A 19,843-nucleotide genomic window follows, 5' to 3' on the forward strand; every position below is an offset into this window, starting at 1 on the left:
ACGATGATTACACTGAAAAATAGAGAGCTGTTAGACGCTTCTGCACCCAATAAATCGACATCCATCATCAATGGGAAAAGCTCAAATGTATTAAACTGGGATGATGTTCGTTTCACTTGGGCATACCCGAAATATAAAAGGATGCTGGGGAATTTCTGGACACCGTTTGAAATAAATATGTCCAAAGATATCAATCAATTTGAATCGCTTACACAGAAGGAGCAGGACACGTTCTTGAAAGTGATAGGCTTATTGGCTCTCTTGGATAGTGTCCAGACTGATTATGCAGGAAAGGTCGCGGACTTCTTGACGGATTCAAGCCTGAACGCCCTGATGATCATACTGGCTCAGCAGGAAGTGATTCATAATCATTCCTATAGCTATGTGCTTTCTAGTATTGTGCCTAAGCAAAAGCAGGATGAAGTGTTTAATTATTGGAAAACAGAACCGATTCTAATGAAACGAAATGATTTCGTGGTGAAAGGCTACCGCGATTTTGCAGAATCCCCGACAGTCGAGAATCTATTAAAATCGATTGTTTACGATATTATTTTAGAGGGATTATTTTTTTACAGCGGATTTGCATTCTTCTACAACCTTGCCAGAAATCAGAAGATGGTGGCAACCAGTACAATGATAAATTATATTAACAGGGATGAACAGCTCCACGTCGGCTTGTTTGAGAAGATTTTCAAGGAAATACTGAAGGAATATCCATCGTATCAAACGAAAGAGTTATGGGAATTCGGTCAATCAACATTCACTAAAGCTGCAAATCTGGAAATTGAATGGGCGAGGGAAATCATCGGAAATGAAATTGATGGTCTATTGATGTCCGAACTTGAAAACTATATCAAATTCATGGCTAATAAAAGAGCGAAGCAGCTTGGATTCCATCTTCCTTTCGAAGGTTATCAAAACAACCCTTTAAAATGGATCATTGCCTATCAGGAAGTGGACTTGGGCAAAACCGATTTCTTCGAACAGAAATCAAGGCAGTATACGAAAACGACGGATGCCAACGGCTTTGATGACTTGTGAGTCAGAGTGGTATACTATTCTTAGATCTGATTGATTTCAATCCGGCTCTCTCTGTAGTTTAAATATTTCGTTATCGGGAATATAGAAACTAAAGTTAAGAGAGGAGAGATTTTACAGATGGCAAATCAATCAACAGACAAAATGGAAAGTAAAGTGGACGACACATTATCGCGAATGTCAGAGGATAAGAAAGAGGATATTCTATCAAACTTCGGCCATTTCAAAGAATACTTGGGAAACAAAGTGTCACTCGCGGATAAACTGGGGATGAGCGAAGAGCAGCAGGCGAGAGCTGCACAAAAAGTAGGGGACTATCTGGCGGCACACGAAGAACCGAAAAACAGAGAAGAAAAGCTACTTCACGAATTGTGGAAAGCGGGAAGCAAAGAAGAACAGCATATGCTTTCTCACATGCTGGTGAAACTCGTACACTCAGAATCTTAATAAATTCAAATGAAAAAAGGCGCTTCTCTACTATAAAGAGACGCCTTTTTTCATTTGATTCTGGGGAAAGGATAACGAGTATCTTACTCGATTGTGAGAGGATTGAAAAGACAATTATTCTCCAGAGTCCACGATAAGAACCGTTTCTTCCAGTTCAATGATGACGTTTCCCTTCACGGCCCGGGAAATCATGCATGATCTCTCAGCTTTACCTATTAATTTCTTCGCTGTATTGAATTCTTTTTCCGTGCATCCTTTTGAAAGGGTCAGGATTGGCCAATGAATGATTTTCTTATAGCTGATGATGCCTCTCTCGATTTCAACGATCCCCTCGGACTCCATTGTTAATGAGGTTTTTGAAACATTGCTTCTCTCAAGCATTGCAGCAAGTGTAATGATATAGCAGGTTGATGCTGCACCGAGAAGCATTTCATCCGGGTTTGTGCCGATCCCGGGGCCATCCATTTCAAGAGGTATGGAGATGTTGGTGTCCAGGGTTGAGGAATTCAGCGTCCCCACATCATTGCGCATCCCCGGCCAATCTGTCTTTATAAAGAATGAGTGTTCTGGCATTTAAAAAACCCCTTTTGAATGAATGATATATTCAGGATATCCCACCAGCTGAAAACGGGTAAATAATAAATGCAGTCCTGTCAGTTTCCGTTCTGCATGCAGTACCTTGGATTCAATGCAGTCAGGTTTTCACTTTATAAGCTCGTCCTTACATTCCAGAGTTCAGGGAAGAATTGATGATCAAGCACTTTCTTGAGATAACTTACTCCGCTTGAGCCGCCAGTGCCTTTTTTATGTCCGATGATACGTTCCACTGTCTTCATATGACGGAACCTCCATTGCTGAAGCCAATCTTCGAGATCGATCAGCTTTTCTGCGAGTTCATACAAATCCCAGTATTGGTTTGTGTTCCGGTACACTTCTGTCCATGCTGACAAAACAGAACCATTTTCTTTATATGGGGTTGTAAAGTCCCGATTCAAAACGGTTTCATCGATCCTGAATCCCGCTTTTGACAGGGCGTGGATCGATACGTCATATAATGATGGTGCCTTGTAAGCCTCCTGTAGTTGAGATAATAATTCGGGGTCTTTTTGATAAATTTTCAAGACATGGGTGGTCTTATATCCCAATGCAAATTCGATCATTCGATATTGGTACGATTGGAATCCGGATGCCTGTCCCAGGTCATCCCGGAATTGAATGTATTCTGCCGGGGTGAGGGTGGACAATACATCCCAGGCATGAATAATTTGAGATTGAATTTTAGAAACACGGGAAAGCATTTTGAAAGCAGGCGAAAATTCCCCGGCTTCTATGGAAGCGATGCTTGTCCTCAATTCATGAAGAATGAGCTTCATCCATAATTCACTGACCTGGTGTATGATAATGAATAACATTTCGTCATGGTGCCCGGATAATCTCTTCTGGCTGGATAATAGTGTGTCCAGATGCAGATAGTCACCATAGGTCATGTTGTTGATGAAATCGGTATGAACACGTTCATTACCTATAGTATGGTTCTGTTCTTCCTTCTCCGACACGTTCATCTTCCTTTCTGTCATGCTCCAATATGCAAGTGTGGAAACGCTTACTATAAGTACTTCTAGATAGTATAGTCAAATCCTTTTTATTCTCCACAACAAACAATCCCCTCTCAGAAATGATTGATTTCTGTAAGTTGGGGAAAATAGTAGTATCCTTGTTGAATGAGGAGAAAACGACATGAAACTAATTGCTTATCCGAAAGATGTCATAATCAGGTTCTTCAAAGAACGGTTTTTTGATCAGTCAGCACAATTAGCATACTACTTGTTATTATCCATTTTCCCCTTTTTATTGTTCGTGTTTTCTTTATTGAGTTATCTGCCCATTTCAGAGACGAATGTTTTACTTCTGATCAAGCCCTTTGCACCAGAAAAATCGTATGCCATCATCCATGAGAATATTGAAACCATTCTATATAATCAGAGGGGGGATGTATTATCGATTTCAATCTTCTTCACATTCTGGTTATCGTCCATGGCTGTGCAGTCGATGGTCAGGTCCTTGAACCAGGCATACAAAATTGAAAGAAAAAAGCCAATTTTAATCGCTTTATTTTACGATTTATTACTAACGATGGGATTTATGTTCTTGATTGCTTTTTCCCTGGTTGTTCCGGTTGTGGAAGAATACATAAGGCAAGCCAGGTTTGCCAGCGGGAAACTGCAGGGAGACTGGAGTGCGGCGTGGGTGATTGGGAAATGGGGTTTAAGTTCTATTTTCATGCTTCTATTGTTCATTTTTCTTTATATGGTGGTTCCGAGCAGGAGAATTCCCTTTCTCCATGTCCTTCCTGGTGCCCTGCTCGCCACATTCGGCTGGCAGGGGGTTTCATGGTTATATGGAACGTATGTGAAAATCAATGATTATACACAGTTTTATGGTCAGTTGGGAAGTGTCATCACCCTCGTCGTGTGGTTTTACATTTCTTCCACCATTCTGCTGATCGGTGGATTGCTGAACGGCAGTGTGGCTGAGAGGAATTGAGGTGATGTTTCAACCGCTTCGTTTATTTAATAGTGGTCAGATATGTTATATGGACTTTTTACAAAAACCTGGAGATACCCTCTCCAGGTTTTAATTTTACCTCGATGCATTTTCTTCTTTCATCATGGTTACGAGTTTCTTCGAGATGGCGAGAAGGATCAATCCTAATAGTATCGCCACCGCACCAATAGTCGCAAATATCTCAAGGTACCCCAAAGTAGCTGTTAGTGATGCCAGTTGACCGGCGAGGAGACTCGCGACACCGATAGCGGCCATCCATACCCCCATTAATAGAGAGGCGATTTTCACCGGTGCGACTTTACTGACGAGGGAAAGACCTACCGGAGATAAGAATAATTCACCTAATGTATGGAATAGATAGGTGAATATGATGAACATAATATTTGCCCGGGAGACAATGTTTTGTTCGTCGGAACCTGTCTGCATGACGGCAGGTATCAAAATCATGAACCCCAGTCCAAGAAGGATCATCCCGAATGCCATCTTCGTGGTCATGTTTAAATCTCCACGTTTTGATTGGGAAAGTTTCAACCATACACCTGACAGGATGGGGGCAAGTATGATGATAAATAATGGATTGACCGACTGAAACCAGGCAACCGGAATTGTATAGCCGAATACCTCCCGGTCGATGAAGTTCTTAGTATATAATGTGAAAGAACTACCCGCTTGCTCAAAACCCGCCCAGAAGAATACTACAAAACAAGCGAGTATCAATATTGCACGAGTACGCTGTTTTTCTTTAGGAGATAAAGGCACATTTTGATTCTCGTTGGATTCTTGTACCAATCGATTATTTGGTTTCAATCCGACATTCCCTAAATATCTTTTGCTGAATGCACTAAATATCAATTGTCCCGTAATCATGCCCAATGAAGAAGCGAGAAATGCCCATTTAAATCCATAGTGCATCGTTCCATCATTAAGGGGTCTTAAAAAAAGATCTTCAGCAAGGAATCCTGCGATTAATGGTGCAAAGAAAGCCCCTAAGTTTATTCCCATATAAAAAATGGTAAAGGCAGCATCCTTACGTTTATCATTTCTTGGATACAGTTCACCTACGAGGGTCGAGATATTCGGCTTAAAGAAGCCATTGCCTATGACCAATAATGCCAAGCCGATGTAAAGGCCGGTTTGCGAATGGGTAAGAAAAATAGTGAAGTCACCGCACGCCATTGTCAAGCCGCCGATCGTGATGGCTTTTCTTAATCCAATATACTTGTCGGTTAACCAACCGCCAAATATCGGGGTGAAATAAACGGCTCCTGTATAAATGCCGTAAATCGATAACGCTTGGGCAGGCTCGACACCAAGACCTCCGCTCACAAATGCAGTCGTTAAATAAAGGACCAGCAGAGCCCTCATTCCGTAATAGCTGTACCTCTCCCATAGCTCAGTAAAGAATAAGAGATAGAGCCCTTTTGGATGTTTCTTACCTTGAGGTAATGAATCCAGCATTGAAGAATCCATTTTTGAATCACTCCCACTCATTGTTATTCCAAGTCATACCTATATCGTTTGTTTATTGAGACAAAAATATGTTGAATGAGAAAAGGATGTTCTTCATCCGTTGTTGAAAAGCTTCATTTGTAGAACGGTGACGTATAACGATATAATAATGTAAAGGGAGGGAGTCATTATGAGTACATATCCAGATACATCGAAAACGATTCAATTAATTAAAGAGCTTGTAGAAATTCCAAGTCCATCCGGTAATACAGATCAAATCATGGGTTTCGTCGAAGAACATCTTTCAGATCTTGATGTTGAGATGAAAAGGAACCGTAAAGGTGCTCTTATTATTACAATCCAGGGGGAAAATACGCTAAGCCACCGTATGCTCACAGCTCATGTGGATGCTTTAGGCGCAATGGTCAAAGAAATTAAAGCAGACGGTCGCCTCAGGCTATCAATGATCGGAGGATTCAGATGGAATGCAGTGGAAGGTGAATATTGCCAAATTGAAACGTCCAGCGGCAAAACATACAGCGGGACAATCCTCATGCATCAAACATCCGTGCATGTTTATAAAAATGCGGGAGAGGCAAAGCGTGACGAAACAAATATCGAAGTCCGAATCGATGAAAAAGTAACAAACGCAACGGAAGTAAGGGAACTCGGAATTGAAGTGGGAGACTTTGTTTCTTTCGATCCCCGCGCTGAAATCACAGAAAGCGGATTCATCAAGTCCCGCCATCTGGATGACAAAGCAAGTGTAGGAATGCTGCTTGAATTGATCAGGCAAATAAAGACAAAAGGTATTGTGCTTCCATATACGACACATTTCCTTATTTCCAATAATGAAGAGATAGGTTATGGGGGGAATTCAAATATCCCTCCGGAAACAGTAGAATACCTGGCGGTGGATATGGGAGCGATCGGCGATGGCCAGTGCACAGATGAATATACGGTCTCAATATGTGCGAAAGATTCGAGCGGGCCATATCACTACGGATTAAGAAAACACCTGGTTCAACTGGCAGAAGATAATGGGATAGACTATAAAGTGGACATCTACCCTTATTATGGTTCTGACGCATCCGCTGCCATCAAGGCAGGATTTGATATCGTACACGGTTTGATCGGTGCCGGAATCGATGCTTCACATGCCTATGAAAGAACGCACGAATCGTCTATTCTTCACACCGAAAACCTGCTATGGCACTATGTACAATCTAAAATGGTAAAAGAATAATCAATATGGAAGTCTTCCCTGCGGCTTAATTTTGCTGAATAGGGGAGGCTTTTTGTTTTAACATGGCCGCTAACGGGAAGAACTGAGGTAGGTGGAAGATGAATTTAGTCAATTTAGGAGGTATTTCTCTTATCAAAGTCAAATTCATAAGGTAAAATAGAAACAATATCATACTAAGAATTAATGTGAGGGTACGAAAGATGAATACATACAACCTTTTAGAAAGTATTAAATTAAAAACTGTATATGGAGAATTACCATCCAATGTGAAAGACATCTATGTCGATTCAAGAAAAGTAACCGAAGGAAGCGTATTTGTCTGCACGAGGGGCTACACGGTGGATGGTCATGATTATGCCGGTAAAGCAGTTGAAAGTGGAGCAACTCTGGTCATAGCAGAAAAACAACTGGATATTGATCTGGAGAAAACTGCTTTGGTAGTGGTGAAAGATACCTTTAAGGCGTTGGCACAGCTTTCGAACAAATATTATGATTATCCTTCAAAAAAGCTTAATGTGTTCGGTGTCACAGGTACCAATGGAAAAACCACTGTAACGAATTTGATTCATTCAATGCTGAAAAAGGATCATCAAAAAGCAGCACTTTCAGGAACAATCGGTTTCAACTTGGACGGGGAACTCCTCCCGAGTGAAAATACCACATGTGATAATCTGACCAATCAGCAAATGCTGAACCTGGCAGTCGATAAAGACATCCAGAATTTCATTCTTGAGGTATCATCACATGGGCTGAGCCTCGGAAGGTTATGGGGAATAGATTTTGACGTTGTCGCATTTACGAATCTTAGCCATGATCATTTGGATTACCATGAAACGATGGAACATTACGGGTATGCTAAAGGATTATTGTTTTCACAATTAGGTCAGGATCTGGAGGCACCTAAGTACGTGGTATTGAATGCGGATGATGAATGGTACGATCGATATCATTATATGACGCCGCATGAAGTAATCAGCTATGGATTGGAAGCAAATGCAGATTTTAGAGCAGACCGGATTCAATACGATAACGATAAAACTACATTCACCCTGCATTCCCCAGAAGGTTCATTCGATGTAGAAATGAAGCTTCTTGGAAAATTCAATGTATATAACATCCTCACTGCGATGGCTTGTTTATATGCCCGGGGGATGGAAGTGGAGAAACTTGTCGGGATTGTCAGGGAGCTTCCTCCTGTCAGTGGCAGAATGGAAAAAGTGGAGATGGACGCCCCATTATCCGTGTATATCGACTACGCTCATACACCAGATGCAATTGAGAAAGCAATTGAGTCGGTGCTTCCGTTCAAACAAAACAAGATTATCTTCCTCGTGGGGACAGGGGGGAACCGGGATAAATCAAAGCGGCCGACAATGGCTGAAAAAGCTTCATTGGCAGACTATGTCATTCTGACGACTGATGATCCTCGCTATGAGGATTATGACAGCATTCTGCACGATCTTGAAAAAGGGATGAAGCATGACCAGTATTCCCTGATCGGCGATCGTGCAGAAGCCGTCAAGCACGCCATCGGAGTAAGTGAACCAGGTGATATCATTATATTTGCTGGTAAAGGGCATGAAGATTACCAAATTGTCGAAAACACAAAATATCCTCACAGCGATAAACATATTGCAATAGAGCAAAGCAAAATAAAATATATATCAACAAAGTAAGTCTGCATAACAAAAGGAGATGGCCGCCGGCCATCTCCTTTTAACTAATTTATTTTTGAGAATTAAATAAACATACCCGCAATTGCAGCACTCAGTAATGATGCCAAAGCTCCGGCAATAACTGCTTTAAGTCCGAGTCGGGCAATGTCCCCTCTGCGGTTAGGTGCCAGATTCCCAAGACCCCCGAGCAAAATACCCAGTGATGAAATATTGGCAAATCCGCAAAGAGCAAATGAAATGATGGCAACTGTCTTATCCGACAGATTTCCGATTTCAGGTGCGAAGGCTGAGTAAGCAACAAATTCATTGATTACCAGCTTTTGACCGATAAAGTTACCAGCCATCACCGCTTCACTCCAAGGTACACCGATTGCAAATGCAAGTGGAGCGAATGCGTATCCTAAAATAAGCTCAAGTGATAAATTCTCTGCACCGAATAATCCGCCGATGCCTCCTAAAATTCCATTGATCAATGCAACCAATGCAATGAAAGCCAGCAGCATTGCACCAATATTCAAAGCTAGTTGCAGACCGACGCTTGCCCCGTTGGCTGCTGCATCTATTACGTTTGTTGATTCAGAATCCGCTTCCATTTCGAATTCTTTAGGTTCAGGTGTGTTGTCTGTTTCAGGAACGAATAATTTTGCAATAACAAGGCCGGCAGGTGCTGCCATGAAACTTGCAGCAAGCAGGAACTCAAGAGGAACTCCAAGCAATGAATAACCGATTAATACAGATCCTGCCACAGAAGCAAGTCCACCGGTCATAACAGCAAATAATTCTGATTCAGTCATTCTTGAAAGATATGGACGAACAACTAATGGCGCTTCAGTTTGACCGACGAAAATATTTGCAGCTGCTGACATTGATTCTGCTTTTCTTGTACCGAGTAACTTCGATAGCCCTCCGCCAAGGATTTTAATGAAAAACTGCATAACTTTTAAATAATATAGTACCGAAATTAAAGCCGAGAAGAAGATAACAACAGGCAGAACATTCAATGCAAAGACAAATGCTATATTCGACTCTTTTGTATATAATCCCCCGAACAGGAACTGAATTCCTTCGTTTGAGTAGTTAATAATCTGATTAACTCCCATTGTCAGAGCTTCTAATCCATTTTGACCCCAAGGAGTCTTAAGAACTAGAAAAGCAAATAATAATTGGATAGCAAGGCCGCCCAGAACCGTTCTGAAATTAATACTCTTTTTACTGGAAGAGAATAGGAAAGCAATTCCAAGAACAACCAATATACCCACAATACCCCATAAATACTGCATTCTTTTCACCTCATAAATAGTAAAGTAACAAACTTGATGCTTTCGGTTTTTTATTTTACAATTCTTTCAGAAGTCTGACAACCTACAATTACACGTTTATGACATGTTTTTTACAAAGTTGTACGGACAAGTTCGTCATTAGTATGCTCTAATACAGCGTTTTCATGAAAGGGGATTCAAAAATGAAAATCAGAAAAAATTTTATGGAAGGTTTGGAACAAAAAGTATATATTCACGAAAATAAAAAGGAAGAGCTGATTTTAGTGGCGATTCCTGACATTGAATGGTCCTATTCATTTATGTATGAAGATGATCAAATTCAAACGAATCTGTTACATTCTTTGAAGAGAAGAGTTTCACCAGAGGAAGCTGATGTGATTAGCAGCAGGATTTTGCAGTGGACCAGAGAAATGTAATGATTGATTTCTCATTTCACAAAGAATATGATGGGAAGGGAAGACTGACGAGAAAGGAATTTATGAATGAAAAAAGACTTTAGAGAAGAGGTTCAGTCACGAAGAACCTTTGCCATTATATCTCACCCTGATGCAGGGAAAACGACGTTAACAGAGCAGCTGCTGTTGTTTGGCGGGGCAATCCGGGCGGCTGGAACGGTAAAAGGTAAGAAGACGGGGAAGTTTGCGACTTCCGACTGGATGGAAATTGAAAAGCAGAGAGGTATTTCGGTGACATCTTCAGTGATGGCATTCGATTACGATGATTATCGTGTGAACATATTGGATACACCCGGTCACCAGGATTTCTCTGAAGATACGTATCGGACCTTGATGGCTGTTGACAGTGCCGTCATGATCATCGATTCTGCAAAAGGGATTGAAGCTCAAACATTGAAGCTGTTCAAGGTCTGCCGCATGAGAGGGATTCCTATATTCACTTTCATCAACAAGCTGGACCGCCAGGGTCGTGAGCCGCTTGAATTGCTGGAAGAACTGGAAGAAGTCCTTGGGATTCAATCGTATCCAATGAATTGGCCAATCGGAATGGGAAAAGAATTCCTTGGGATCTATGATCGATTTCATAACCGGGTGGAACAATTCCGTGTGGAAGACGACGAACGATTCATTCCCCTTAATGAAGAAGGAGAAATCGACGGGAATCATTCTATGAAGGAAAATAATCTATACAATCAAACATTGGAAGATGTTCTTCTTCTAAATGAGGCAGGAAATGAATTCTCAAAGGAGAGGATTGCGAACGGGGAGCTTTCACCAGTATTTTTCGGAAGTGCTTTAACCAATTTTGGTGTACAGACATTCCTTGAGACTTACTTGCAATTTGCACCGTCACCGCAGCCGAGGAATTCTGATGTTGGTGAAATAGATCCTACAAGTGACGAGTTCTCAGGTTTCATCTTTAAGATTCAGGCGAATATGAATCCGGCACACCGTGATCGCATCGCTTTCCTCAGAATCTGTTCAGGACAGTTTGAAAGAGGGATGTCGGTTAATCTCCCGCGAATAGGGAAGAACATTAAGCTTGCTCAGTCGACTCAATTCCTTGCAGATGACCGGAGTACAGTTAATGAAGCCGTCAGCGGGGACATTATCGGTATTTACGATACAGGAACGTATCAGATCGGTGATACTCTAACTGAAGGGAAAAAAGCATTTCAATATGAAAAGCTGCCTCAGTTCACCCCAGAACTATTTGTAAGAGTAACAGCTAAAAACGTGATGAAGCAGAAGCATTTTCAAAAAGGGATCCTTCAGCTGGTGCAAGAAGGTGCAATCCAATATTACAAGACCCGGACGGAAGATATAATCCTTGGGGCGGTTGGGCAACTTCAATTCGAAGTGTTCGAACACCGGATGAAGAATGAATATAATGTCGATGTACGAATGGAGCCTGTCGGTTCTAAAATTGCCAGATGGATCGAGAATGAAGAAGAAGTAAAAGAGTCGATGTCAAGCTCCCGGAGTATGCTCGTGAAAGATCGCCATGAGAACCTCGTCTTCTTATTCGAAAATGATTTTGCAATGAGATGGTTCGCCGATAAACATCCTGACATCAAATTGTACAGCTTGATGTAAATACAAATAGAGCGATTCTTAACCCCTTCAGTAATGAAGGGGTTTTGGTATGCAGGTAATTATCCTTAGTTTTTATATTTTATAATATTGACAAAGTGCATCATCATGTTAAAATGAATCTATAAAATATTTACTTTAGTGCATAAAAGCTGAAAAGCGTTTAAGTGTGAAAATGAATACATTGTCTTGGACAAAACACTAGGATTTCTATACGACAGCAGCCAGAGACTAAGCGGCAGGTGGAAGCTTAGGTCAGAGAAGATCTGAATTACATTGTTCATTGAATGGATTTCGACTAGATGAGAGACGGATGACATTCTTTAAAGACAAACCTTTATGAAGCGGGAGCAGTCTTTCTTTATATTCAATACTCATGTATTGGTGAGGAGGAATGAAAGAAGTGAGGCTCCAATTAGGGTGGTACCGCGGAGAAGCTCTTCGTCCCTATACGGGATGGAAGGGTTTTTTTATGTGCAAAATTCCTTTCTCCCATCCATCGAGATGTAATCAATATTTAAAGGAAGTGTCCTCTTATGTTAAATATTAGTAAAGTTCAACAACCTAAACTGATTGAAGCAGTTGCGGTGCTGCTGGTTGTTCTTGCCACGATCAGCATCAGCATTATACGTTTTGAAGCGGTTCCCCATATGCCGATTATCACTTCACTATTTATCCTGATGATTTACGGTTTTATTCGTAAAGTCAAATACAAAGATATAGAAGATGGAATGATCATGGGTGCTCAAGGTGGACTTGGGGCAGTCCTGTTGTTTATCTTTATCGGTCTTCTTATCAGCAGCTGGTTAATCAGCGGTACGATTCCGACTTTGATGTTTTATGGATTTGAAGTTGTGTCTCCGCATTACTTTTATGCAATTGCTTTTCTCCTGACCTCTTTGAGCGGGGTGATGGTCGGCAGTTCATTGACTACGGCTGCTACGATCGGTGTAGCTTTAATCGGGATAGGGGAAGCAATGGGGCTGTCAATGGCAATCACGGCAGGGGCAATCGTTTCAGGTGCTTTTTTTGGAGATAAAATGTCACCATTATCAGACACAACGAATCTTGCATCTTCGATTGTGAAGGTGGATCTGTTTACACATATCCGCAATATGGCCTGGACAACGATCCCGGCTTTCATTATTACGATAATCGTCTTCCTTCTTTTTTCTCCAGGGGAACAAGATGTAAATCTAACTGAGCTTGAAGCGCTTCAGCAAGGGTTGATTCAGACAGGCTTGGTACATTGGTACAGCATCATCCCGGTCATCGCACTCCTGCTGGTGATTACACTCAGAGTGCCAGCATTGCTTGCTCTTGCCATCAATGTTGCAGTATCAATCGGGATTTCGATGTTCCATTTTTCCTGGAATGTGAAAGAGCTTTTAAGCATATTGTTCTCTGGATATACTTCCAAAACAGGGATGGAAGCTGTCGATTCACTTCTAAGCCGAGGTGGTGTTGAAAGTATGATGTTTACAATCTCCTTAGTCATCCTTTCTCTAAGTTTGGGAGGTTTGCTTTTTAAACTTGGGATCATACCTGCAATCCTTGAACGTTTATCTGTTATCATCGGTTCGGCAAAAAGATCCATATTAACCGCGGCTCTTTCTGCGATCGGGATAAACGTAGTGGTAGGTGAGCAGTATTTATCCATCCTTTTGACAGGCGAGGCATTTCAAGCTCAATTCAAGAAAATGGGTCTGCATCCAAAGAATCTGTCTAGAACCCTTGAGGATGCAGGGACGGTAGTAAACCCGCTGGTGCCTTGGAGTGTTTGCGGTATATTCCTGACAGATGTACTGGGAGTATCAACTATGGATTATCTTCCTTTTGCCGTCTTTTGTATTGTATCTCCTCTAATTACGATATTGTATGGATTTACGGGCTGGACGATCAAAAAAGAAAAAAGTGAAGTGAAACCGGCAATCAATTAATAACATGTCTTAATAAAAGACTGCTCCGCTGTGAATAGGACTATCCCTGTAAGGATAAATGCCTATTAATTGCTGGAGCAGTCTTTATTGTGCTGATGTCTGAAAAGCTTTAAAACGGCGGTGATAAAAATGCTTCCCTGTCTGGATCATCGTGATATGCACTGCAGGCAAAATAAAAATATAATAGGATTCCTTTAACTGTAAAATCCCCTGATTAACCATCAAAATCTCAATCGTGAGTAAAAACACAACCGTCATGATTGTAAAAGGTAATTCGGTACTTCGAAAGTAAATAACAAGTGAATAAAGATAAGTTGCAAATAATAAGTAGATACCATTCCCGCTAATGTTGTTTTTCATTTCTACACTTGATAAAGGGATGGGCAGTGAATATAAGCCTAATAACCCTGAAAAAAGCCAGCCTGCCGTTTCAGTAAGTGTTATTAACGCAAAAAATAATGTGGCAAAATTGACGTATTGATAGTTTTGTTCATCCAGGAATCTCCACCAAATCCGAGAGAGTATGACGGTTAAAACTAAAAATAGGATCGTGTAAAATGAGCTCCACCAATTATGTTCGTAAATATTTAAATGCAGGAAAATGGATTCAATCACATAGAACAGACCAATAATAAAGATGATCCATCTGGTTTTTAAATGAAAGACCACCAGGAAAGTGACTGCAATAGGCACCGCCAGAGCTTGTGAACTGATCGATCCAAGAACGCTGTCATTATACTCATTAGTCAAGAGATCAGGGTTATATTCATAGCTTTCTAAAAGGATGAAGATGACAAATTCAAAAAAGTAGGCAAGTCCGCTTATAAATAGCCAAAATATAATGATTTGAGGGGATTTCTCCCTGTTTTTCATAATTGTATATCCCAACAGGCATATACTTATGAAACTTATTGACAAAAACGGAACCCAGTTCGGCATTTTTTTTTACTCCTTGCTAAAAGAATAAATATTAGTTTGCGCAAGAAAATAACGTTTTATTAATTTGGTGACCAATGTGTGAACTTTTGAGAAGCGGAATGGTTTATTATTGAAGGTTAATGTGGAAGGACTTATAGTTAAGCTAACTGCATTTGTTTACATACAAAGAGATTGAGAAAGGGGAGCAATCATTGAAAATCAGTGATTTTTCGATACGTCGTCCTGTTTTTACGATTGTGACGATGTTGTTAATATTGATACTGGGAGGAGTGTCTCTCCTCAGAATTCCTTTAAAACTTATTCCTGATTTGAATCCTCCCGTCGGTGTAGTTGTGACAAATTACCCCGGGGCAAGTCCGGAAGAGGTAGTGGAGAAAGTGACGAAGCCTCTGGAAGAGAGTCTTTCTACATTACCAGGAATGAAGAATATCCAGTCCACATCCAGAGAAGGCTCCAATTTTATCCTGCTTGAATTTTCATGGGCAACTTCGATTGATGATATAGAAAACGATGTCCTTCAGAGAATGGATCAAGCTCCATTGCCAGACGGTGCACAAGAACCAAGGTTTTTAAAATTTGATCCTGCTCAATTCCCAATCATTCAAGTGTCATTAAGAGAAGAAGGGAAAGGGGATAATCTAAAAACTCTTTCTGAGAAATTGAAATTGGAGCTCACTCGTGTAGAGGGAGTTGCGAATGTAAATGTATCCGGATCTTTCAATGATGAGGTTGTCATCGAATTGGATCAGCAGGCATTAAAAAAGAATAAGCTGAAGCAAACAGATATTGTCAATTCCATCAGGGCCAATAACGTGACGTCTCCGGGTGATACCATTGAAACAGATGGACAGACATTGACGACCCGTGTCATAAGCCAATTGGAAAATGTAGATGAAATGAAAGAACTGGTAGTAGGTACAAATCCTCAGACAGGCAAACAAATCACATTGGAGGAGGTATCCAGCGTGGAGCGGAAGGAAGAGAGTACAAACACTTCCACTCGTGCAAACAAGGAACCTGCCGTACTATTCAGTGTACTCCAGCAATCAGATGCTAATACGGCATCCGTTTCAAAAGCATTTCAAAATGAATTGGACAGATTGCTGGAACAAGAACAATATAAATCGATCAAGGCCAATATTCTTTTTGATCAGGGAGATTATATTTCGAAAGCGATAGGTAATATAACCAACTCATTATTGATTGGCGGAGCATTTGCCATGCTGGTACTTTTCATGTTCCTGAAAAACGTGAAGAGTCCGTTGATTATAGGGGTGGCGATTCCTTATTCGGTCATAGTCACTTTCGTCCTGATGTTCTTTGCGGACTTTACATTGAACATCATGACGCTCGGTGCCCTGGCACTTGGAATCGGGATGCTTGTCGATAATGCCATTGTTGTAATCGAAAATATCTATAGACATCTTTCTTTGGGAAAGGATGCAAGAACGGCTGCGAGTGAAGGGGCCAGAGAAGTTGGCGGAGCCATTACAGCATCCACATTAACCACTGTGGCAGTCTTTCTTCCAGTTGTGTTTATCTCAGGATTACTGGGAGAATTATTTACCGAATTTGCACTGACCATTTCATTCAGTTTGATTGCTTCATTAGTCGTTGCGTTAACTGTTATACCAATGCTTGCAAGCAGACTCTTAAAGAAGCCTAAAGGGAATCTCGAAGCAAAGCGGCGGCGTTCAAAGACCCGCAAACGTTTTGTTCAGAGCATTAAATGGTCATTGCGTCACCGGGGCGTTGTATTGTTTATTACAACAATCACTCTAGTGGCAGGAGGATATGGACTGACGACTGTGGGCACTCAATTTTTACCTCCCACTGATGAGGGATTCTTCAATATGAGGGTGGAGTTGGAGAATGGTTCCTCCAAGGCAGAAACGGATAAAGTGGTAAAAGCGATCGAACAGAATTTAGAGACTCAGAAAGATGTAGCTGTTTTTGTCAGCCTTGTCGGAACTACCCAGGAGGAGTCTTTCAGAGGTTCAGAGAAAGGCAATGTAGCTGAAGTCTATGTCAAAATGAAACCGCTTGAAGACAGAGAGCGCTCGATCTTCCAATTTGCCGATGATATCAAACCGGAAATCGAAAAAGCGGCTCAAAAAGTAAATCACTCAGCTGAAGTGTCTTTCAATCTGCAGTCTACTTCAGGGACGAGTCCTCAAACATTAACGTTTAATGTAAGGGATACCGATAAGGGGCGACTGGATCATTCAGTTGACCGTATATTCGAAACACTGAAAGATATGGATGATGTAACGGAGCTCAGTACAGATAAGATGGAAACAGTTAAAGAAGTACAAATGGAAGTTAACAAAGACGAGGCCATAAAGCAGGGACTTGCCCCTGCACAAATCGGAACTGCCGTGCAAGACATCACGAGAGGAGTCCTGGCCACACAGATTGTAACAAAAAAATCTGATGTACTGAGTGTCTATGTACAGTACGACAGGAATATTACAGAGAATCTCGATTCGCTTAAAAAGCTTCTCATCCCTAATGGCAGAGGTGAGTATATAGCATTGGCTTCAGTGGTGGACTTCAGTATTGAAGATGGACCGGTCAGTATCCAACGAATTGATCAGCAGCATGCTGTACAATTCGATTTGACTTATTCATCCTCAACTAATTTGGGAACCATTTCAAATGCAGTGGATGAAAAGATAGCGGGGCTGGATCTGCCAGATGCAACGCAGGTGTCATTCAGCGGTGACAGAGAGCTGTTGGAGGATTCCATTGATGATATGGCGATGGCACTTGGACTTGCGATCATCCTCGTATACTTGGTAATGGCTGCACAATTTGAGTCATTCAAATATCCATTCGTAATCATGTTCACTGTACCACTGATGGTGATAGGGGTAGCTGTTTCCCTTACGATTACCAGGACACCAATCAGTATTTCTGCAATCATTGGGGTGATTGTACTGGCTGGTATCGTTGTTAATAATGCCATTGTCATCGTAGACTATATCAATCAGCGCAAAGCAACGGCCGAGAACAGTTTCGAAGCAATAGTCGAAGCAGTTCAGGACCGTACGCGCCCGATTCTGATGACTGCTCTTACTACCATCCTGGGTCTGCTTCCATTGGCTATGGGAATTGGCGAGGGTACGGAAATAAACCAGCCTATGGGTATCGCTGTTATCGGAGGGCTTGTCAGCAGTACCTTATTGACCATCTATGTAATACCTGTCGTATATAGTTTCTTTGATAAAGAAACGAGGCGGATGAAAAAGAAAAAAAAATATACCTATAAATTTTAGAGAAAGGTTATCCGGGGCAGTCACTCTGCTCAGGGTAACTTTTCTCATTTCTTATTATTGGCAGAGGCAGAATAGTGTCGAAAGAACCTTTAATAAAGAAACATTCGTAATAATTAGGAGGGTAATGGTAAAAATAAGCGGAGATACATCTCTAGGAGGACTTTCAAGATGTCACTTTCCCTTAATCTACATATCAGTCGGACGACAGGTTCGTATAAATATCTTTCACTTAGGAAGCGTAATCCATTTCTCTTCAAAAGAGGATATCTATGAAGAAATCCATAACGAAAACAGAAGGAATTCTTTGGAGTATTGCACTGCCTGGATTTCCTCAACTACTGGCTGGCCTTTGGTTTAAGGGAACATTGTTTGTATTACTGGAAATCATCATCAATGTCCAGAGTAATTTCAATCAGGCAATTATGTATAGCTTTCTTGGAGAAACACATAAAGCTGCATCTGTGATCGACTATCAGTGGCTGATGTTTTATCCGTGTCTTTATATGTTTGCAATGTGGGATGCGTATAAACTTGCTCTCGAAAAGGCAGAAGAATATGCTTATCTGCCATTTGTGCTGTCGGCTTACTTAGTCACGGTGGGGCTCATGTATTCTCCAAAAGTATATGTATTCGGAACATTCATTGGTCCCATTTTTTTTCCGATGATGTGTGTGATACCAGGTGTTCTTTTTGGACTGGCCATACGATCAATCCTGTTGAGATATCGGTAAGGCTGATTTCTTTACGGACTCCCTTTAATAAGATAAAATTATATTAAACAATATACGTTTTCCTTTGACAAAGGGGAGTAGCTATGGGCTTCGGCCTAAACAAAGTCGTCATTTCATGGACATTTCCATCGGCTTTGTTGGCATATGTTGGATGTTAAGCAAGACCTTTGCCTATATATAGGCGAGGGTCTTTTTATTTTTATTAAATCCCTTGCCTATTGGAAAACTAATAGAGAATACAGGAGGGGCTATAATATATGGATGCATCAATGTTATTGGAGTACGGGTGGGTCCTTCTCATCCTTGTTGGTCTCGAGGGGATCTTAGCGGCAGATAATGCAGTGGTCATGGCAGTAATGGTTAAGCATTTACCAGTGGAGAAAAGAAAAAAAGCTCTGTTTTATGGGTTATTTGGAGCATTTTTATTCAGATTCCTTGCTCTATTCATGATTTCATTTTTGGTCGATGTATGGCAGGTGCAGGCAATTGGCGCACTTTACCTTTTCTACGTTGCCACTCATCATTTTATTAAAAAGAAAAAAGATGAAGGAGCAGTGGAAGGAGAACCGGCCGTTGCAAAAGGGGCGGGATTCTGGACAACGGTGGTGAAAGTGGAGCTGGCCGATATAGCGTTTGCTGTAGACTCAATGTTGGCAGCAGTTGCCCTTGCAGTCACTCTGCAGCCCACCGGATGGTTCCATATAGGAGGAATAGACGGGGGTCAATTTATCGTTATGTTCCTTGGCGGAGTGATTGGACTCGTTATCATGCGGTTTGCTGCAACTTGGTTCGTTAAATTGCTAGAGAAATATCCTACACTTGAGTCCACCGCATTCTTGATTGTTGGGTGGGTAGGGGTAAAGTTGGCAGTGTTCACTTTAGCCCATCCCGAAGTAGCAATCCTGGATCACCATTTTCCAGAATCAAAAGGCTGGAAAGCCGTGTTTTGGACCATTCTTATACTCCTGGCAGCGGGGGGATATGTAATATCAAAAATGAAGGCAAAGAATTCAAAACAAAAAGAAGTGGAAACAGAATAATGTCTTAGTCCAGAAAGCTGATGGTGCGTTTATTCGTATCATCAGCTTTTTTTATTCTCACTGGATAATGAGAGACCTTCTCTCTCGATTCAGCAAGAAATTTTCATCTTTATTTTTAGATACCCCCTCAAAAAAAAACTCACGAACGTAATTCCTTTAATAGAGC

General features: G+C 41.2%; 16 protein-coding genes and 1 riboswitch. Of the genes, 11 read left to right on the plus strand and 5 right to left on the minus strand.

Going from position 1 to position 19,843, the window contains the following annotated elements:
• Window positions 1–3: 3 nt before the first annotated feature.
• Both V6B33_RS08050 and V6B33_RS08055 read left to right on the plus strand, forming a co-directional pair.
• Window positions 4–1,041 (plus strand): ribonucleotide-diphosphate reductase subunit beta, encoded by a 1,038-nt coding sequence (locus tag V6B33_RS08050; protein WP_334217239.1) that lies wholly within the window; start codon window positions 4–6, stop codon window positions 1,039–1,041.
• 117 nt (window positions 1,042–1,158) lie between these two features.
• Window positions 1,159–1,485, plus strand: coding sequence for a DUF3243 domain-containing protein (locus V6B33_RS08055; RefSeq protein ID WP_334217240.1), 327 nt, complete (start codon window positions 1,159–1,161; stop codon window positions 1,483–1,485).
• Between the two features lie 114 nt (window positions 1,486–1,599).
• On the opposite strand, the gene V6B33_RS08060 is transcribed toward V6B33_RS08055, so the two are convergent.
• Window positions 1,600–2,058: an SACOL1771 family peroxiredoxin gene (locus V6B33_RS08060; protein WP_334217241.1), complete on the minus strand. Its 459-nt coding sequence runs from the start codon at window positions 2,056–2,058 to the stop codon at window positions 1,600–1,602.
• Window positions 2,059–2,192: 134 nt separating this feature from the next.
• A complete protein-coding gene (gene kynA / locus V6B33_RS08065) occupies window positions 2,193–3,041 on the minus strand; it encodes a tryptophan 2,3-dioxygenase (RefSeq protein ID WP_442915490.1) in 849 nt (282 codons plus the stop codon).
• Window positions 3,042–3,222: 181 nt separating this feature from the next.
• Here kynA and V6B33_RS08070 point away from each other — a divergent pair, with 181 nt between their 5' ends.
• Window positions 3,223–4,029, plus strand: a complete 807-nt coding sequence (locus V6B33_RS08070; protein WP_334217242.1) for a YihY/virulence factor BrkB family protein — start codon at window positions 3,223–3,225, stop codon at window positions 4,027–4,029.
• 96 nt (window positions 4,030–4,125) lie between these two features.
• Here V6B33_RS08070 and V6B33_RS08075 read toward each other — a convergent pair whose 3' ends face one another.
• A complete protein-coding gene (locus V6B33_RS08075) occupies window positions 4,126–5,520 on the minus strand; it encodes a peptide MFS transporter (RefSeq protein ID WP_334217243.1) in 1,395 nt (464 codons plus the stop codon).
• Between the two features lie 169 nt (window positions 5,521–5,689).
• Here V6B33_RS08075 and V6B33_RS08080 point away from each other — a divergent pair, with 169 nt between their 5' ends.
• A complete protein-coding gene (locus V6B33_RS08080) occupies window positions 5,690–6,745 on the plus strand; it encodes a M42 family metallopeptidase (protein ID WP_334217244.1) in 1,056 nt (351 codons plus the stop codon).
• Window positions 6,746–6,945: 200 nt separating this feature from the next.
• Window positions 6,946–8,421: a UDP-N-acetylmuramoyl-L-alanyl-D-glutamate--2,6-diaminopimelate ligase gene (locus V6B33_RS08085; RefSeq protein WP_334217245.1), complete on the plus strand. Its 1,476-nt coding sequence runs from the start codon at window positions 6,946–6,948 to the stop codon at window positions 8,419–8,421.
• A gap of 62 nt (window positions 8,422–8,483) precedes the next feature.
• Here the strand turns inward: V6B33_RS08085 and V6B33_RS08090 are convergent, their stop codons facing one another.
• A complete protein-coding gene (locus tag V6B33_RS08090) occupies window positions 8,484–9,701 on the minus strand; it encodes a NupC/NupG family nucleoside CNT transporter (protein ID WP_334217246.1) in 1,218 nt (405 codons plus the stop codon).
• 182 nt (window positions 9,702–9,883) lie between these two features.
• Between V6B33_RS08090 and V6B33_RS08095 the strand changes: the two genes are divergently transcribed.
• The 3 genes from V6B33_RS08095 (at window position 9,884) to nhaC (ending at window position 13,689) form a co-directional block, all read left to right on the plus strand.
• Window positions 9,884–10,117: a YueH family protein gene (locus tag V6B33_RS08095; RefSeq protein WP_334217247.1), complete on the plus strand. Its 234-nt coding sequence runs from the start codon at window positions 9,884–9,886 to the stop codon at window positions 10,115–10,117.
• A 66-nt stretch (window positions 10,118–10,183) separates the two neighbouring features.
• Window positions 10,184–11,752: a peptide chain release factor 3 gene (locus V6B33_RS08100; protein WP_334217248.1), complete on the plus strand. Its 1,569-nt coding sequence runs from the start codon at window positions 10,184–10,186 to the stop codon at window positions 11,750–11,752.
• Between the two features lie 533 nt (window positions 11,753–12,285).
• Window positions 12,286–13,689, plus strand: a complete 1,404-nt coding sequence (gene nhaC, locus V6B33_RS08105) for a Na+/H+ antiporter NhaC (protein WP_334217249.1) — start codon at window positions 12,286–12,288, stop codon at window positions 13,687–13,689.
• 84 nt (window positions 13,690–13,773) lie between these two features.
• On the opposite strand, the gene V6B33_RS08110 is transcribed toward nhaC, so the two are convergent.
• Complete coding sequence (locus tag V6B33_RS08110; protein ID WP_334217250.1) at window positions 13,774–14,562, minus strand: hypothetical protein; 789 nt, start codon at window positions 14,560–14,562, stop codon at window positions 13,774–13,776.
• Window positions 14,563–14,819: 257 nt separating this feature from the next.
• Here V6B33_RS08110 and V6B33_RS08115 point away from each other — a divergent pair, with 257 nt between their 5' ends.
• The 3 genes from V6B33_RS08115 (at window position 14,820) to V6B33_RS08125 (ending at window position 19,677) form a co-directional block, all read left to right on the plus strand.
• On the plus strand, window positions 14,820–17,906 hold the full coding sequence (locus V6B33_RS08115) for an efflux RND transporter permease subunit (RefSeq protein WP_334217251.1): 3,087 nt from the start codon (window positions 14,820–14,822) through the stop codon (window positions 17,904–17,906).
• A gap of 269 nt (window positions 17,907–18,175) precedes the next feature.
• A complete protein-coding gene (locus V6B33_RS08120; RefSeq protein ID WP_334217252.1) occupies window positions 18,176–18,637 on the plus strand; it encodes a hypothetical protein in 462 nt (153 codons plus the stop codon).
• A 60-nt stretch (window positions 18,638–18,697) separates the two neighbouring features.
• Window positions 18,698–18,849, plus strand: a riboswitch (yybP-ykoY riboswitch).
• 45 nt (window positions 18,850–18,894) lie between these two features.
• Complete coding sequence (locus V6B33_RS08125; protein WP_334217253.1) at window positions 18,895–19,677, plus strand: TerC family protein; 783 nt, start codon at window positions 18,895–18,897, stop codon at window positions 19,675–19,677.
• Window positions 19,678–19,843 lie beyond the last annotated feature (166 nt).

Source organism: Mangrovibacillus sp. Mu-81 (genome assembly GCF_036867415.1).
GTDB lineage: Bacteria > Bacillota > Bacilli > Bacillales > Bacillaceae_B > Rossellomorea.

Coding starts and splice junctions, on each gene's coding strand:
- V6B33_RS08055 (WP_334217240.1), top strand. CDS start 1,159: ATGGCAAATCAATCAACAGACAAAATGGAAAGTAAAGTGGACGACACA.
- V6B33_RS08095 (WP_334217247.1), top strand. CDS start 9,884: ATGAAAATCAGAAAAAATTTTATGGAAGGTTTGGAACAAAAAGTATAT.
- V6B33_RS08125 (WP_334217253.1), top strand. CDS start 18,895: ATGGATGCATCAATGTTATTGGAGTACGGGTGGGTCCTTCTCATCCTT.
- V6B33_RS08080 (WP_334217244.1), top strand. CDS start 5,690: ATGAGTACATATCCAGATACATCGAAAACGATTCAATTAATTAAAGAG.
- V6B33_RS08100 (WP_334217248.1), top strand. CDS start 10,184: ATGAAAAAAGACTTTAGAGAAGAGGTTCAGTCACGAAGAACCTTTGCC.
- V6B33_RS08120 (WP_334217252.1), top strand. CDS start 18,176: ATGAAGAAATCCATAACGAAAACAGAAGGAATTCTTTGGAGTATTGCA.
- V6B33_RS08050 (WP_334217239.1), top strand. CDS start 4: ATGATTACACTGAAAAATAGAGAGCTGTTAGACGCTTCTGCACCCAAT.
- V6B33_RS08060 (WP_334217241.1), bottom strand. CDS start 2,058: ATGCCAGAACACTCATTCTTTATAAAGACAGATTGGCCGGGGATGCGC.
- V6B33_RS08090 (WP_334217246.1), bottom strand. CDS start 9,701: ATGCAGTATTTATGGGGTATTGTGGGTATATTGGTTGTTCTTGGAATT.
- nhaC (WP_334217249.1), top strand. CDS start 12,286: ATGTTAAATATTAGTAAAGTTCAACAACCTAAACTGATTGAAGCAGTT.
- V6B33_RS08070 (WP_334217242.1), top strand. CDS start 3,223: ATGAAACTAATTGCTTATCCGAAAGATGTCATAATCAGGTTCTTCAAA.
- V6B33_RS08085 (WP_334217245.1), top strand. CDS start 6,946: ATGAATACATACAACCTTTTAGAAAGTATTAAATTAAAAACTGTATAT.
- V6B33_RS08110 (WP_334217250.1), bottom strand. CDS start 14,562: ATGAAAAACAGGGAGAAATCCCCTCAAATCATTATATTTTGGCTATTT.
- V6B33_RS08075 (WP_334217243.1), bottom strand. CDS start 5,520: ATGGATTCTTCAATGCTGGATTCATTACCTCAAGGTAAGAAACATCCA.